Source organism: Maledivibacter halophilus (assembly GCF_900167445.1).
In the GTDB taxonomy this organism is placed as follows: Bacteria; Bacillota; Clostridia; order Peptostreptococcales; family Caminicellaceae; genus Maledivibacter; species Maledivibacter halophilus.
The window spans coordinates 21,428-37,978 of sequence record NZ_FUZT01000010.1; the positions used below are offsets into that span (position 1 = coordinate 21,428).

Here is a 16,551-nt window from a genome sequence, read left to right on the forward strand (position 1 = left end):
TTATCATATACTCATTTTAAGTGATGAAACTAAATAATTAAATTAACAAGTTAATAATTAGATTTGGTATAAGCAAAGCAACTGCCATTGCATAAAAAAGGTCCAACCAAGCGACAGAGCCCAATGCCCCCAGATATATAAGTCCTACTATAGGAGTTCCAATAATTTTAGCAAAAATATTAGTTTCTTTACTTTTAATGGCTTCCCAAATACTTTTTGCATCACCTGTACTTGGAAATGAATGCATAGCTATAGATACTCCAAGCCATATAAATATATAATCTAATGGACCACCAGTATGAAATCTAAATACTGGAAAGGAGGCTGACATTGCTATGAGGGCACCAATCAATGTATTTAGGATAAATGGTCCAATTCCAATCAAAATATGTTGAGATATCTTTCTTGGTTTTTCATGTATAACATATCCCGATGGATTACCTACTCTAAAATAACATACATCTAATACTGCTACATTGGCCAGCCTGCAAAATAACTGATGGGCAACTTCATGTATAATAACCCCGGGAAAAGTTGCAATTGTAATCAATTGACCAGGTATAATCATTTTTTATCTCCCCTATCTCTACTGAATTTCTCCACTGATTAGTTCATTTAAAAACTGCAATTGACTATCTTGATGCTTAGGATGCTGCTTAATTTTTTCTAATGCCCAGTCTCTTTTCTCTTCTATTCCATTATAGTGATACACTATTACCATTGTATCAAGTACATTGATATCTTCTTCATCTAGCTCATAAGCCTTTTCAACATATTCAAGGGCTTTCTCATAATTAGATTGATTGAGCTCAATCATAGACATAGCATTATATGCCAATGGATTTTCTATATTTTTATTTAAAGCATATTTACAATAAGTAAGTGCATTGTCATAATTTCCTTGATCTCTTTCGATGGCTGCCATATATAAATCGAGGGATACACTATCTGGATATATTTGTCTTAAATAATTAATCATTGTTTTACTTTCATTAAATTGTCCTAATTCGTAAAATATATCGGCCAAATAATATTTTGCAGCTATGTCCTCAGGATTTTCTGTCATATATTCCGTTAACATTTGTTTCACTGCTTCAAGATCATTATCTTTACTTTTATTTAAAACTTCAATTAATTTTTCACTGGGATAATATAATAATAGTTCATCATTGATTTTGCTTAATTCTTCATATAAATCTTCATTTTTTATGTCTATGTCATAAATTTTATCAAACAAATCATATAGTTCTGCTATTTTTCCATTTCTATATTTTGAAATAATTAATTTTCCTATAAGGTCTTGTGAGTCGGGATAGTTTTTGTAGGCTATTTCATATTGCTCCATAGCTGTTATATATTTTCTTTCAGCTTCGGCTCTTTTACCTCTTTCATAGGCTATTCCTCCCTTTAGGGTATGGGGAAACCTTATTAAAGAAAAAATTACAATCCCAACAATAAGAATAAAAAAGATTTTTATTCCAATAGGAAAAGGTCTTTTTACTAATTTGTGTCTACATTCTTCGCACAGGGGATAATCATACTCCTTTTCTACAACAGATACCCCACAATTCTGGCACACATTTCTATCATAGGCTGTGCCATTGGAATTACTTGCTTCTTGGTTCAACTTTAATCCTCTCCTTCAATGTCTATCCATTTTTTGTCTATATTATCAACCAATGCTATATTTTATACTAAGCTCTAATAAATTACAATAAGCTTGTTTAAAGCTCTATTTGAATCATGAAATATAATACTATTTAACTATTTTTTCACTTGGAAATACGGGACTAATTAACTAATATAGAAAGGTTTTGTTAATACCTGAGGAAATTCCATAGTTCTAACTTGGACAGACTACATATGTTAATATTATCTTAATTTAATTGAGGAAATTGCATAACTCTAATTTTTTGGCTGAGATGTGTAATACATATGGTGTAGCTTTAGACATTTTAAAACAATATGCAGTAGTTGGATTTTTGAAAAAAGGTAATTATTAAATTTGCTCATTTATTTAAAAAGGTAAAAAAGCATTATTAAATGCCTTTTTACCTTTTTGTTACAATTTAAGCATATGTTGTTATATTTTGAGCATTTTTATTTTTTATTAAGAGGTTTTAGCTTTTAAAGCAGTATATTTTAGCAAATGATATCCTAAAAAAATATAAACAGCTGCACCTATTATTGTTGATAAGTAAAAGCTTGTAAATGGAAATAGCAAAATAAAGACCTTGCAAAACAAACCATAGGGGGCCCATTTTATATCCTTAGATATTAACACCATAAAAAAACCTAAGAAAAATCCATAGTAACCAATTGTACTTAGGATATTGAAAATTGAAAAATAATCAAATAGAAATATCAATTCATACAATAAAGAACAACCTAAGGCTCCAAGCATAATATATAGTCTATATGGCATAAGCTTATTGATTACCGAAAAAGACATTAACCATATTCTTAATTCTTCTAGAACATTATCAAATTGCTCCATGAATTTTCCTCCTCTATTTATCTATTGACTCACCACAATTACAGCAAAATTTTGCATTTTCTTCATTTTCCGTCTGGCATTTATTACACTTTACTGTAATTTCCGATGGCTTTTCTTGGGATTCTAAATTATTTTCTTCTTCAATTACTTCAAGCTTATTGCCGCAGGAAGGACAATATTTTACATCTAACTTTACTGTATTGCCACACTTAGGACAGTTTTTTTCATTTTTTAGTTTTCTAATTTCAAGTTCCAATTCCTTATTTTTTTCTTGTTTAGATAAACAAGCATTGCATGATTCAATAATGCCTTCTGGCAATTCCTCAGTATTTCCCTCCTTGAATAGTTCAAATACAGTCTCACCAATTTTTCTAAACTCTTCATCAATTTCTTTCTGGTTTTGGGAAATTTGAATTTTAAATTTATTGATTTCAATCATTAACTTTGCTTTTTCACTGGCTTCCGCTGCTCCCTTTTTAATATCCTTAAATAATTTCATAAAATATCCCCTCTCCTCAATATTTTTTAGATGATAAAGAATTAATAGCTTTTAACTAAGTTGATATTGAAATTTGTAAAATTTTAATTTATTTACTAATTATTTCATTTATTCATCCCCTATAGAAGTTATATGAAATTTTTAAAAACCCTTTGACTAGTTTTGTCGAATATTTTTTAGACTACATTTTCAACTAAATTCACCCTATATGATCTTTTTATTTTATATAGCAATTTTTCTATCTTTAATATAAAATATATCATCCTATATGAGTAATTACAATATATCCTGAAGTATATACTTTTTCAAACTTATGTTGAAAAATGTTCCCATGGTTATCAACGGTTATTTAATGTAAATAAAATATACATGTAAACTTTGTATTCATTGTTCCATGTAAATTATTTATATAAAATCCTTTAATGATAAGATGCATCATTGAGAAGAGTTAAGAAAATTAATGTTTCAAGGGATTATTAATAATTAGGGGAAAAATGTTTAATAAGTTTACAATATTTTTTATAATTCTATAAGTATAAAAAAAGATAGTATTAATTATTAAGTAAATATTCTAATCTTAATAATTGATTTATAAAAAATTACAAATCAATTTAGAAATAAGTGATCTTGTCAAACTACTGATATAAAGGGTTCTAGTAAAATTTATTGGAATAATATTCCCTCTATAAATTATCAATGTCCAAAAGATTTTTAAAAAGTAATTATATTTTATAATTTGGCACAAGCCTTGCAATTATCTTTTGTATAAGACAAAAATATGGTCAAGGTAAAGAAACTGAAAATATAGTTTATAGAAATCTATTGTTAAAAGCATAAAGTATTATACTATAATTACATCAATAGATTTTTATTTGTAATCCAATACTAAATTTTACAAAGGGGGAAGAAAATTGTCATACTTTTTAACCAGCGATAATGTAAAACTTTATTATGAGGAACATGGAGAAGGTAAGCCTTTAATACTTATACACGGATGGTCATGCAGCCATAGGTTTTTTAAGTTTCAAATTGCTGAATTAGCTAAATATTATAGGGTTATTGCTTATGATTTGAGAGGACATGGTATATCTGAAGTTCCTGAGTTTGGTATTAATATTCCAAGATATGCTGAAGATTTAAAGGATTTAATTACACACCTTTCCCTTAAGGATGTTTCCCTTGTGGGATGGTCCATGGGAACAACCATAATCTTTGAATATATAAAACAATTTGGTTGTGACAACCTTAGTAAATTATGTTTTATCGATATGACCCCTAAATTGATAACCGATGAATCTTGGACCTATGGTCTTTATGGTGACTTTAGTCAAGGATTAAACCATGAAACATTGGATATTATGAATAAATCTTGGTCTGAATTTTGCAAAGGATTTATTCCTGCTATATTTGCTACATCAGGGTGTAAAGATAAAGAATTATTAGATTGGGCATTTAAAGAAGCCTTAAAAAATTCTGAAAATATTATGGTTAGAATGTGGATCTCTATGAGTTATGAAAACTATTTGGACCTTTTACCAAAGATTTCTGTACCTGTTCTTATAACCTATGGTGCAGAAAGTGCCCTATATTCTCCAGAAAATAGTGAATACATGGGAAAAAAAATACCAAACTCAAAGGTTTTACCTTTCCCAGTATGTGGTCATTGTCTTCATTTAGAAAAACCAGAAATGTTTAATGAAGAGCTTTTGAAATTTCTAAAATAGGTTTTTATTTGAATAAATGAGGAAATTGCATAATACATGTTAATTATGCAATTTCCTCATTTAATACTAAAGTATATTAAAGATAAACAACTTTAAGATTTAATAAATCTCAAATATAAAAAGGGAAGAAAGTTTATTTACCTAGATATCCCATACTCTAACCCACTACTATAGTAATATATCCTATTCAGAACCCTTTCCTTTTCTTCTCCTTCTAAAATAACAGGCTGATAGTTATTAACATGTTTAACTGAAGATACAGAGCAGGGAATTATATTTCCCTGTATATTTGTAATCTTTTTATTATCTATAGCAAACTCAGCTTGAAAAATAAAGGTATCCTTGTCCTTTGGATTTCTATTGCCTCCAAAGCAAAAATTAGCCAGACTATATACTATGTATTTGTCCTTGTACTTTTCTATTCCCTGTATCACATGGGGATGATGGCCTACTACAACATCGGCACCTTCATCAATTGCAAATCTTCCTAGGGTTTTTTGAACATCATTTGGATAATATTTATTTTCATCTCCCCAGTGGAAGGAAACTAAAACTATATCAGCCTTTTCTTTAGCTTCTTTTATATCTTTTTTAAGGTGGGTCTTAATATAAGTTCCCCATCCACGATAGCCTATGCTTGCAATTGTCATATCCTTTACATTGTAATATGCTATATGACCTTCACCAGAATAATATATATCTGATTTTTTCAGGTTCTCTATTGTATCTAAAAACCCTTTTTGGGAATAATCATATATGTGATTGTTAGATATATTAACCATCTCAATACTACCAGCCTTCAAAATATTTACAAAGGACGGATCTCCTTTAAAGGCAAATTCCTTATCATCCTTTTCAGTACTATTAGTAAGGGGAGTTTCTAAATTTACCAATGTCAAATCATCATTTTGAAAAACTGGTCTGACTTTTTTAAAGAAGTATGCATAGTCATTGCTCTGCTCCTCTAAAACATGGAGAAAGGAATATGCATAGGCTGAACCATCATAATTACCTAAAGTGCAGTCTCCTGCAAAGGAAATTTTTATGGTATTGTCTTTTTCCTTTTCATCTACATTCTCTTCTATATTTTCTATGTTCTCATCCTTTTTTATATCTTCTATATTTTCATTGTTCTTCTCATATTCCATATTTTCGTCTAAGACTATAGGGTCATGGAATTCTTTACCATCATAAAATATTGCTAATAGCGCCCCTGCAAATACAAAAACAAAGAAGATAAAGAAAATTACAAATATTTTTAGAAAGTCTTTCATTAGGATCACCTTCTCTAGCTTTAGCTAATATAATAAGCATAACTACCTATAGTATATATATGGTAGTTATGCTGTTTAATGTCCATTTTATATTATAGCATTTTAGATATATTGTCTACAGTAATCTTTAGTTTTATTTTAAGACAAAAACTTAATTTACTAGTACAAAGAGTTAAATTATATTGCCTCTAAAAACTTGCTTTCTATAAGGGCTTCCTTTCCATATAGAACTAATGTCAGCTTATTTATAGCTGTATTTCTTATTTTTTTACACCATTTTTCGCTGTAGTTTTCTTCATGGGCCACTATATACCATTGATTCCCCTGTATATATTTAGATTCTATTATTTTCTGCTCCTTTTCCTCTAGAGAATTAATGGCTTCTTCTATTTTGCTTATCTTATATTCATACAATTCTATTTGCTTTAAAACTAAATCCTTTCTTGTTATATTACTTATTGCAGTGTCTTCCACCACTTTTTCTATTTTATTTGTTGGACTAGTTTTACTCGATAAATAATTTATTGCTTTTATCCCATCCTCCATATCAATTTCTTTTAATTCTCTTTTTAATTCTTCAACATGAGCAACAACCAGATTATAGCTCTTTAAGCATTCTTCGGCCATTTTATAATATTCTTTTTTAGCTTTAATCATTTATTTCACCTCATTTGTTTAATTTTGTCATAAATATAGTGAAACAATATCAATCTTCAATTGCTTCCCTATAAAAAAATCCCAGAGCAAATTATTTTTTGCTCTGGGACGCTTGGTCCGCTTCTTTTACTTCTATGTAATTTATATGTCCACATTTTCTACATTTGATTCTTACCTTGCTGTCTACCTCGCAAAGTAATCTTCCACATTTTTCACATCTAACCTTCGTCATAAGTCTTTCCCCCATTAAGCTGTTAATTTCTCATACTCTTAAGTAAAATTTTAGCTCAATAAAATTCTTTACATCACCCCAATATGACTTTAAGGAACACCAGTTATATATACAATATAAAAGGTATATTAATATTGTATATATATATTGTACTAGATATTTAAATAAATTTACACCTTGATATAGAACATTTGTTCGTGTATAATTTATGTATAATTTATAAATTGATACAAAATAAGGAAGTGGTGTTTTGAAGTTAAATGATTGTCATGTTAATTTATATAAAGCTATAAAGGAATATCATACAGATAATGGATATTCTCCAACGGTTAGAGAGCTTAAAGATATGTGTAATTATAAGTCTACAAGTACTGTTCACGGTCATTTAAAGGTTCTTGAAAAAGCTGGGTATATTGAAATTGGAAAAAGAAAATCAAGGTCTATAAAGTTGTTGTAGTAATATTAAAATGCTCAACTTCTGTATATATTTCCTTGTAATAACCTTGTTTTTGGAATATAATCCATATATAAACTTCTAATATTTGTAAGGAGACGATGGTATGCCTGATTTTTGGATTCATACTCTTGCCGGGGAATTGGTTCTAAAAAGTTTAAAGAATTGTGACTTGAAAAAGCTCCTTGAAGAAAACAGAAAAATCTTTAATCTGGGTTGTCAGGGCCCTGATCTGTTTTTCTATAATGATTTCCTGCCCTGGATTAAAAATAAACGTGGTCCTAAAATAGGAACAATGATGCACCAAAATCATACAAAGACTTTATTTCTAGAAAGTATTGATTATCTGAGGGAAATGCAAAATAGAGAGGGTTTTAATAAATTAGCAAGCTATTTTTTAGGCTTTACAATTCATTATGCAATAGATAAAAATGAACACCCTTTTATCAATGCAAGAACAAAGAACTTTAATGAACATAAGCTCTTTGAAATGAATCTGGATACATATTTTATAAAAAAATACTGGAATAAAAGAGTCCATCTTTTATCTCCATCATCTAAGATAAATATAGGTGAAAAGCTTCCTTCATCTATAGTAGATTATTATAAAAATATAGTGCCTAAAATTTTCAATATTCCTATAAAGACAGCTACAGTTAATGATTCTTATAGAGACTATAAAAGGGTATTCGACATCTTTTATTCTCCTAAGAAATATAAAAGATTCTGCCTTAATATGCTTAATCTCATTATGCCAATAGATATTTCCATATGTCTTTATCCTACTAATGTCCACAATGAAGTTTTGACTAAGGAAGAATTTTTAGAATTTGAAAATATATTATTAAAAGGGGTTAATGAAGGAGTTAAGCTTATAGAATTGATTAGCTCCTACTTTAAGGAAAATATAGGAAAAAGCCCTGTGGAAAATGCTTTTGATGATATTTCATTTTCTGGAAAACCTAATTTTTAGTTAGCTTTACATATTCTTTTATTGACTTATGCTTCTATAAATACTATCATATAAATACTATACATCTATGGATAATTAACATTAAAACTGAATATAAATTTCACAGTAACTATTTTGGGGGTATATTATGTATAAAAAACTAAAAATAATTGAAAATACAATATTTATTGCTGCTGTATCTCTAGGTATCTATGCCTTGGGAAGTACCTATTTAAAAAATAAAGATCTACCACCGGGTGTGTGCCCTATTGATAATAATAAAGACCTTATTTATATTTCTATCGGGCTTTTGATATTTTCTATTGCTTTTCCCTATATTGTTAATATGATTATTAAGCTAAGGGGAAACAAAAGCTAAAGCAATCAATTTCACATTAAAAAAAGACCTATGATCAAGCCTCCACCTTGTTCATAGGTCTTTTTTATAAAGCAATCTCTTAATTAAAAAGAAAATAAATCTTTTTTAGGAAACAATCCGTACAATCCACCAGTATGTATGAATAGTATATTATTATTATCTTTAAATCTTCCTTTTTTAATCTCATTTATCAATCCATACATACCCTTGCCAGTATAAACAGGATCTAAAATAACACCTTCTAGCTTAGCCAGCTTATGAATAAATTCTATTTCTTCAGGACGACTCAAGGCATATCCTTTACCTACATATCCATCTAAAATATTAATTTCGTCTTTTGACAATTCCACATCTTCATCAATATATTCAAGACTTTCTCTTATTACTTTATCAATTTGATTTTTAAAGTATTCTTCGTCATCACATACATTTACACCATAAATTTTTGCTCCATGGTTCATAATCTTATTCGCTAAAAATAATCCTCCATATGTTCCTCCTGATCCAGTAGCTATAACTACAGCATCAAATTTAATTCCCATTTCCTTTTCTTGCTGGGCAATTTCCTTCATAGCATTAAAATATCCAAAGGTTCCTATTCCATTGGAAGCTCCTTCTGGAATAATATATGGCTTATAGCCTTCTTTAGATAACTGCTCCTTTAAATCTTCCATAATTTCCATTCTACTTTCTTTATATTCTCTGGAAGTTATAAATTTGATTTTTGCTCCCAATACTTTATCCAGAAAATAGTTGCCATCTATCTTTTCTTCTTCCTTATCACTTCTAAGAACTAGGCATGAAGCTAAGCCTAATTTTGCTACAACAGCAGCAGTGGCCCTTGCATGATTAGATTGAATTCCTCCACAGGTAATGAGGAGATTACAACCTTGATCTAAGGCTTCTTTTACTGAAAACTCTAGCTTTCTAATCTTATTTCCTGAAATCTCTGAGCCCGTTTGGTCATCTCTTTTTATAAATATATTAGGCCCACCTAATTCTTCCGTTAATCTTTCAAGTTTTTCAATCTTAGTAGGTAAATTGGCCAGTTCAATTCTGCCAGGAATATTTACCATTTAAACTCCCCCTTAATAACTATTTTTTATTGCTATATATAATATAACATTCTTTACTGGCTGAGAATGTAAAGAAATGAAAGTAGACTCTCAAAACAGAAGATATATTAAGAAAAATAAGGTAATAGTATTTCTTATGCAATGAAACCTATAATAACGTATAATACAAAGGCTATAACTCCTGATACCATGGCATAGGGTATCTGGGTTTTCACATGGTCAATATGGTCTGAAGCCGAGGCCATAGATGCCATAATAGTTGTATCGGATATTGGAGAACAGTGATCTCCCATTATCCCCCCGGATACTACCGCTGCCACACTTGCATATATACTTGCATCCATAGCAACAGCCATTTGCATAGCTATAGGCATGAGTATGGCAAAGGTTCCCCAGCTAGTTCCCGTTGAAAAAGCAATAATAGATCCAAGAATAAAAATTATTCCAGGCCCCAATGCTCCACTAACTCTTCCCTGAACAAGACTGGCTAGATACTCTCCCGTTCCCAATGCAGAAATTGAATTCCCTATTGCAAAGGCAAATATCAAAATAGAAGCAACTGGCACCATTCCACCGACACCTTTATATAAATAATCCATATATTCCTGTAGATTCATTATTCCTTTGACCATATAGTATATTCCTGAAAAGGCCAAAGAAGCCAATACTGCCCAAAATACCGCTGTAGAACCTGAACCCTGCATCATGCTCCCTTCTCCAGTAATATACAATCCTATAGGCATCATACCAATAAGAACAATAAGAGGCAAAAGCATATTCCATTTATCAGGCTTTACACCTTCTTTTACTTCAACTTCAGTGGCTTCAGTTGAAACCAGAGGAGTTGAGCCCGGTCTTAGAACCTCTCCAGTCTTCAGGGCTCTTTCTTCAGCCTTCTTCATAGGTCCCCAGTCTTTTCCCGTTATGATATAATATAGAACTGTCAACACTGCCACAAATGAATAAAATTGAAAGGGAATACTTTTCACTAAAATTTCTACAGGATTTCCTGAAATGACCCCCGAGCTTATTTGAACTCCAAGTATTCCAATAATTGTAGCTCCCCATCCATTCAGAGGAATCAATCCACAAATTGGAGCCGCCGTAGAATCACATATATAGGCAAGCTTTTCCCTTGAAATTTTATATCTATCTGTTAAGGGTCTTGCTACAACCCCTGAAACCAGTATTGTTATAGAAGATTCTATAAATATTATTACTCCTATTATATAAGCTAGAAGCATAGCTCCTCTTCTGCTTTTTATAGTCTGGGTTTTTTCAGTTAGATACTCAATAAATCCGGCAACCCCACCTGAGGCTTGAATTAAAGTTATAATTGCACCTACTAGAAACGAAAAGATTATAGTTTTTGTTATCCATCCCTCTGTAAAAATATTGACTATTCCATTTAAAGAATTATTTAATGCCCCAATTATATTCCATTTAACCATAATCAGCTCTGCCACAAAGATTCCTGCAAACAGAGAAATAAAAACCTGCTTTGATCGAATCGCAAGTACAATTGCAATTATCGGTGGTATTATTGTTAAAATACCATATTCCATAAATTCCTCCCCTTTATATTTAATTATTCACGAAAAATAGCCTTTATCCTACCCTCCTTTTTATTTTATTCACTATTATAAATATTCCTCAACAGCTTTTCTAATTCTTATTAATCCTTATTCTAATTATCTCTTCTTTAACCTCTTCATTCTTTCCTTTATCTTTTTTTCCTGACCATTGTCACTTATTTCATAATAGATAGTTCCCTTTAGCTTATCGGGCATATACTGCTGATCTACATAATTATTAGGATAATCATGGGGATACAAATACCCTAAGCCATGCTTTAATTTTTTTGCCCCTTTATAGCTTTGGTCTCTTAAATGTATTGGCACTCCACCTATATCTTTATTTTTTATATCGCTAAGGGCTTTATTTATCCCTACATAACTTCCATTGCTCTTTGGTGATACGGCTACATAGGTTGCTGCCTGTGCAAGTATTATCCTAGCCTCGGGCATACCGATAAACTGAACTGCCTGAGCGGCATTATTGGCAACTACCAGGGCATGGGGATTTGCATTTCCTACATCCTCTGATGCTGCTATGAGTATTCTTCTTGCAATAAATACAGGGTCTTCTCCGGAGTAAAGCATCCTTGCAAGATAATGTAATGCAGCATCGGGATCAGAGCCTCTCATGCTTTTAATAAATGCTGAAACCACATCATAATGATAATCTCCATCCTTATCATAGTTAATTGATTTTTTCTGCATACATTCCTTTATAATATCTATACTTATATCTATATTTCCATTTTCATCTTTCTCTGTTGTTAAAGCCCCAAGTTCTAATGTATTTAATGCTCTCCTTGCATCTCCACCGGCTCTCTGAGCAAGGAATTCCTTTGCCTCATTATGTAGATTTATATTATATAAACCAAGGCCCTTATCCTCATCTTCTATGGCTCTTTCAATTATCTTCTTTATATGTTCTTCTCTTAAGGGCTCCAGTTTAAATAGCATAGACCTTGAAATCAAGGCATTATTAACCTGGAAAAAGGGATTTTCAGTTGTGGCACCAATGAGTATGAGGGTACCATCTTCTACACTAGGTAATAATCCATCCTGCTGAGCCTTATTAAACCTATGTATTTCATCTAAAAAGAGTATAGTCTTTTTATTATACATCCCAAGCTGATCCTTTGCTTCCTTTATTACTTCTTTTAAATCCTTTATCCCCGAGGTAACTGCATTAAGCTTTACGAAATTGGCCTCAGTGGTATTTGCTATAACCCTTGCAAGGCTAGTCTTCCCAGTCCCAGGAGGTCCATATAGTATTATCGAAGTAATCCTGTCGGCCTTGATTGCCCTCCAAAGAAGCTTTCCCGGAGCCAGGATATGTTCTTGTCCCACATATTCCTCTAGTCTATCTGGTTTTAAACGTTGAGCAAGGGGAGAATCCTTTTTAAGCTGCTCTTTTCTTTGCAATTCAAATAAGTCCATTATAATCACCTTTTTTATTTATTGAGGAAATTGCATAATTCCAATTTGGCAAAATTGCATAATATATATGGTGTAGCTTTGGAGATTTCAAAACAATATGTCGGAGTTAGTTTTTTGAAGAAGTAATTATGCAATTTGCTCTATTACTAAATTTATTTTATTTATCTTATTGTATCAAATTTTTTCATAAATGTTTTATAAAAAAGTATTTTATATAGGGATTTAAATAAAGACTTTAATTTGTAATGCTTTAGAGTTGGCTATATCTATAGAATCTATATATTGCAATCAGATTAATTTTTACAAAAAATGAAGGAATTTGAAATTATTTCACGAAACATACTGATAATGAATAATATGTTTATATTTGTATTTTAAAACAAAATCTGGGAGGGTATTAAAATGAAAAAGATAATTATTTTATCATTTGTTTTGGTTTTAGTATTAAGCTTAAATGTATTTGCAGAAGGTAATTACAAATTTGACGAAGAAGGAAAACTTATAAAGGTTGATGAAAACTTTGATAATACCGTAGATGTAAAGGTTGATGGAGTTAAAATTAAATTCAAGGATGCTAAACCCTTTATAAACAAGGAAGATAGAACAGTGGTTCCAGTTAGATTTATAGCAGAAGCCCTAGGAGCAAAGGTTGACTGGAACGGAGAAACAAGGACAGTGCTTATAGACCAAAATGAAAGGCATATTGAGCTTAAAGTAGGTGCTATGGAAGCCACAGTTAACTTAGAAACAATAAAGTTTGATACAAAGGCTGAGATTTACTTTGATAGAACCTTTGTACCTTTAAGATTTGTGTCTGAAGCTCTAGGGGCTGTTGTGGGGTGGAATGGAGAGGCTAGGACGGTTACTATTGATACGAAAGTTAAAGAAAAAGAAGAAGGTTTAGAAAGCGTTGAAGAAATGATTTCAAGACTTAAGGATGATGAATTGAAAAAAGTTTTCAAGGTATCTCCAAATAATTTTGTCGGCCATAGTGGGGTCGTTTATAGTATTGATGGTGGAAGAGATATAGATTCAATAGGTATAATTGTTAATGGAGCAACAGAAAATGATCCTACATCTTTAATTACAGTGTATCCAGAAATCTACAACAAAGATTATTCAGTTCTTAAGAATATGCTTAAAGTTTATTATCCAACAAAATATGAAACTGTTTATAATTATGTAAGCAATGTAATAGATAATGAAAAACCAACAACAAAAAAATCAAAGCAATTTTTTTATGATGGAAGAACCTTTAGTAGTAAAAAAATTGAAGGTGCAGTAAGCATATATATAGGAGGAAAGGATAATGAATAAAGCAATCTCAAGGATATTAATATTCTTAGTATTGATATCTTCTATTATTCTTCCTATAACATCAACAGCCCAGGAAAAGGATTTAGTAGCTTATGTATCTCATTATAGGCTAGTGCAAAAAGGAATCTTAGTATACAAAGATCAAGATGGAAATTGGGTTAATGGAGAACTAGGGGAAAAAAACGATGTAGTGCAGGAAATAGACCTTAAGGAATTTGAGGATCAGGAAACTATAGACAAAATTCTAAATGTAATAGCTTACCCCTATGATTTAGGATTTATGTTCTCTACAGAAGATTTTTCAAGGAGTATAAATAAATTTTCTCAGACTAAGGATGACTTTATTAAGAATTATTATAATCATGGCACCGATAAAATTGAAATAAATGAAAGGTATTTGACCGATGGAGTTGTTAAGCTTAAGTACAATGCAGAGCTTACACCCCAAGTTGAGCCCTTGAAGGTTTCCGATTATACTGACGAGGATATATACATATTATTAGGACAAAACCCTAACAATCCCAATCCAGAGACTAAAGAGGATTTAGAAGCTGTCAGAAAGCTCCAGCCAATTGGAAATTCAGATATTCCTGAAGAAACCTCGAAAGGTAAATTGAATGAGGAAGGTAAGAAAAAGGGTTTTGCAGTATACGGAAGTCCTGAAGATGTTTCTGGAAATGATTATAAAAATAAGCAAGGGAAAATAGTTTCTAAAGATTATAAGGAGGCTATTCCAAGATATTTAGGCTATGACCTTAATGGAAATCCCTTTACAAATGAAGCGTTTCCACCGGATGTTGAAACTGGACTTGAACCTTGGGAAAAAATTTGGATTGATTTTCCTTGGAAAAAAGATATAAATAATCAAAAGCAACCTAAAAAGTCTAAATATAACGAAATAGACCCTTATAGAGCCGAAGCTATCTCATGGCTCAACCAACTAGACTGGGCAGGTAAAAACGGCTGGACAGGAGAAAAGCTCATAGATCATTTTATGATTCAATCACCCCAAGCCGACTATACACAAGGCTCAGCTGTTGGCTGGCATGAATATATTGATGAAAATGGTAATAAAAGAATTTTATATCAAACCTTCACTATACCACCAAAGGAGAAAATAGACTTTAGTAAATTAAATGAAGTAGAAGCCTACATAATATTCATCCCACTAATAATCGAATATTGGGTAGAAGCCAAAACCGACAATCTAGCCATAAAGGATATTAGAAATGAAACAAGTGAAATAGAGTACGACGAGATGTATGATTTAAAATTCGATGTATATAATATGTGTCTTAAAGATGCCTATGATGTTACAGTAGATTACTATTTACAGTATCCTAATGAGCTGAAATATATGTTTACTGATGAAGGGAATACAGTAGAATCCCTAGGCGTATCTACAGGAGAACTAAATTATAATATCCCCGAAGACTACAAAAGGGACACCTTTGAGCTTGTGGCCAAATTAAATATGAACGAAAAACATCCTGCAAAGTTCGAAGATGGTACAATCATAGAAGAAAGTACAATGGCCGACAATGAAGTATCTATTCTTATACCAATAAAGGATAAGGAATCCTTCGACCTTGAGGTAGTGGATATTAAATATAAGGAATATATGGCAGGATCCTATTCACCGGTTATAGTTACGGTTAGAAATAATGGAACAACTAATTTAGTAACAAATTTAAAGCTAGATGTAGAAGGAAACACAATAACCAGGGATAAGGTTTTTATACCGGCAGGTAAAACAGGAAATGTAACCTTTGGACTTCAAACTCCAAATGTAGAAACTAGATTTAAAATGACAGCAAAGGTTGATTATAACAATAAAATTAAAGAAACTAATGAAAACAATAATACAAAAACCATAAATTCAAGGACCATAAGAAAGCAGGAGAAAATATGCAGTCCTTCATATGTTACCTGGACAGAATATAGAGATAAGGGAGAATATAAATCAGGGGACAGAATAAAAACTTGGACCCATACTGAAGAGCGTTGCAGTGGATCAGGAGAAAATAGAACATGCAGAACAATAACAGTAGTTGATGGCTATACAGTTAGATTTTATGCAAAGCTTAGAAATGTTAAGGTGGAGGTTGATTGGAGAAACAAGGATCAGGGCTTTATAAAATCTGGCTATGGTATAGAAGTAAAGGCGAAGGCTGATATAGTATCAAATTACGATAAGCAGAGCCAAATAAAGAATATACAAAGGGCCTATTTATACACCCCAAGTGAAATAATAGAGATGGAAGGGTCCAATGGAAGATTTGAGCTTCCAGTAAACCCCAAAAGTGTAATAGAAAGCAAGGTTCATTACATACCGGTACATACCCTCGATGGAGATTATAAAATAATGGTGGCACTGGGTGGAGCATCTACTCCTGGTGGAATACTAAATATATGTGAAGATGTAACAATCAAGATAAAGGGAGATATGTATGAGGATGATAATACCTATTAAATAAAT

16 protein-coding genes are annotated in these 16,551 nt (G+C 31.2%); 6 read left to right on the forward strand and 10 right to left on the reverse strand.

The genetic code is table 11. The annotated features are described in order from the left end of the window. Positions 1–37: 37 nt before the first annotated feature. From B5X81_RS18290 to B5X81_RS18305, 4 genes are all read right to left on the reverse strand, one after another. Positions 38–568 (reverse strand): metalloprotease family protein, encoded by a 531-nt coding sequence (locus B5X81_RS18290; RefSeq protein ID WP_079493756.1) that lies wholly within the window; start codon positions 566–568, stop codon positions 38–40. A gap of 18 nt (positions 569–586) precedes the next feature. Beyond that, positions 587–1,627, reverse strand: a complete 1,041-nt coding sequence (locus B5X81_RS18295; protein ID WP_079493759.1) for a tetratricopeptide repeat protein — start codon at positions 1,625–1,627, stop codon at positions 587–589. Between the two features lie 483 nt (positions 1,628–2,110). Next, positions 2,111–2,497, reverse strand: coding sequence for a hypothetical protein (locus tag B5X81_RS18300; RefSeq protein ID WP_079493761.1), 387 nt, complete (start codon positions 2,495–2,497; stop codon positions 2,111–2,113). Positions 2,498–2,510: 13 nt separating this feature from the next. Further along, positions 2,511–2,996: a zinc ribbon domain-containing protein gene (locus B5X81_RS18305; protein ID WP_079493764.1), complete on the reverse strand. Its 486-nt coding sequence runs from the start codon at positions 2,994–2,996 to the stop codon at positions 2,511–2,513. 911 nt (positions 2,997–3,907) lie between these two features. Here B5X81_RS18305 and B5X81_RS18310 point away from each other — a divergent pair. After that, positions 3,908–4,720 carry an alpha/beta fold hydrolase gene (locus tag B5X81_RS18310; RefSeq protein WP_079493766.1) on the forward strand — a complete coding sequence of 271 codons (813 nt, stop codon included), beginning with the start codon at positions 3,908–3,910 and terminating at the stop codon, positions 4,718–4,720. A 137-nt stretch (positions 4,721–4,857) separates the two neighbouring features. On the opposite strand, the gene B5X81_RS18315 is transcribed toward B5X81_RS18310, so the two are convergent. The 3 genes from B5X81_RS18315 to B5X81_RS18325 form a co-directional block, all read right to left on the reverse strand. Next, entirely contained in the window at positions 4,858–5,994 is a 1,137-nt protein-coding gene (locus tag B5X81_RS18315; protein WP_244282153.1) for a CapA family protein, read from the reverse strand. A gap of 177 nt (positions 5,995–6,171) precedes the next feature. Then, positions 6,172–6,651 (reverse strand): hypothetical protein, encoded by a 480-nt coding sequence (locus B5X81_RS18320; protein ID WP_079493768.1) that lies wholly within the window; start codon positions 6,649–6,651, stop codon positions 6,172–6,174. Between the two features lie 91 nt (positions 6,652–6,742). Continuing rightward, a complete protein-coding gene (locus B5X81_RS18325; RefSeq protein ID WP_170917490.1) occupies positions 6,743–6,883 on the reverse strand; it encodes a Com family DNA-binding transcriptional regulator in 141 nt (46 codons plus the stop codon). A gap of 250 nt (positions 6,884–7,133) precedes the next feature. Here B5X81_RS18325 and B5X81_RS18330 point away from each other — a divergent pair, with 250 nt between their 5' ends. The 3 genes from B5X81_RS18330 (at position 7,134) to B5X81_RS18340 (ending at position 8,668) form a co-directional block, all read left to right on the forward strand. Further along, on the forward strand, positions 7,134–7,340 hold the full coding sequence (locus tag B5X81_RS18330) for a LexA family protein (RefSeq protein WP_079493773.1): 207 nt from the start codon (positions 7,134–7,136) through the stop codon (positions 7,338–7,340). A gap of 103 nt (positions 7,341–7,443) precedes the next feature. After that, positions 7,444–8,310, forward strand: a complete 867-nt coding sequence (locus tag B5X81_RS18335; RefSeq protein WP_079493775.1) for a zinc dependent phospholipase C family protein — start codon at positions 7,444–7,446, stop codon at positions 8,308–8,310. A 127-nt stretch (positions 8,311–8,437) separates the two neighbouring features. Beyond that, positions 8,438–8,668, forward strand: coding sequence for a hypothetical protein (locus B5X81_RS18340; RefSeq protein ID WP_079493778.1), 231 nt, complete (start codon positions 8,438–8,440; stop codon positions 8,666–8,668). Between the two features lie 83 nt (positions 8,669–8,751). Here the strand turns inward: B5X81_RS18340 and B5X81_RS18345 are convergent, their stop codons facing one another. The 3 genes from B5X81_RS18345 to B5X81_RS18355 all read right to left on the reverse strand — a co-directional run bounded on the left by B5X81_RS18345 (position 8,752) and on the right by B5X81_RS18355 (position 12,755). After that, positions 8,752–9,744 carry a D-cysteine desulfhydrase family protein gene (locus tag B5X81_RS18345; RefSeq protein ID WP_079493780.1) on the reverse strand — a complete coding sequence of 331 codons (993 nt, stop codon included), beginning with the start codon at positions 9,742–9,744 and terminating at the stop codon, positions 8,752–8,754. A 134-nt stretch (positions 9,745–9,878) separates the two neighbouring features. Further along, positions 9,879–11,309 (reverse strand): Na+/H+ antiporter NhaC family protein, encoded by a 1,431-nt coding sequence (locus B5X81_RS18350; RefSeq protein ID WP_079493782.1) that lies wholly within the window; start codon positions 11,307–11,309, stop codon positions 9,879–9,881. Positions 11,310–11,435: 126 nt separating this feature from the next. Beyond that, positions 11,436–12,755: a replication-associated recombination protein A gene (locus B5X81_RS18355; RefSeq protein ID WP_079493783.1), complete on the reverse strand. Its 1,320-nt coding sequence runs from the start codon at positions 12,753–12,755 to the stop codon at positions 11,436–11,438. 402 nt (positions 12,756–13,157) lie between these two features. Here B5X81_RS18355 and B5X81_RS18360 point away from each other — a divergent pair, with 402 nt between their 5' ends. After that, positions 13,158–14,072, forward strand: coding sequence for a copper amine oxidase N-terminal domain-containing protein (locus B5X81_RS18360; protein ID WP_079493786.1), 915 nt, complete (start codon positions 13,158–13,160; stop codon positions 14,070–14,072). Next, complete coding sequence (locus tag B5X81_RS18365) at positions 14,065–16,545, forward strand: Athe_2463 domain-containing protein (RefSeq protein ID WP_079493788.1); 2,481 nt, start codon at positions 14,065–14,067, stop codon at positions 16,543–16,545. Before B5X81_RS18360 ends, B5X81_RS18365 begins: the two co-directional genes overlap by 8 nt. The last annotated feature ends 6 nt before the right edge of the window (positions 16,546–16,551 follow it).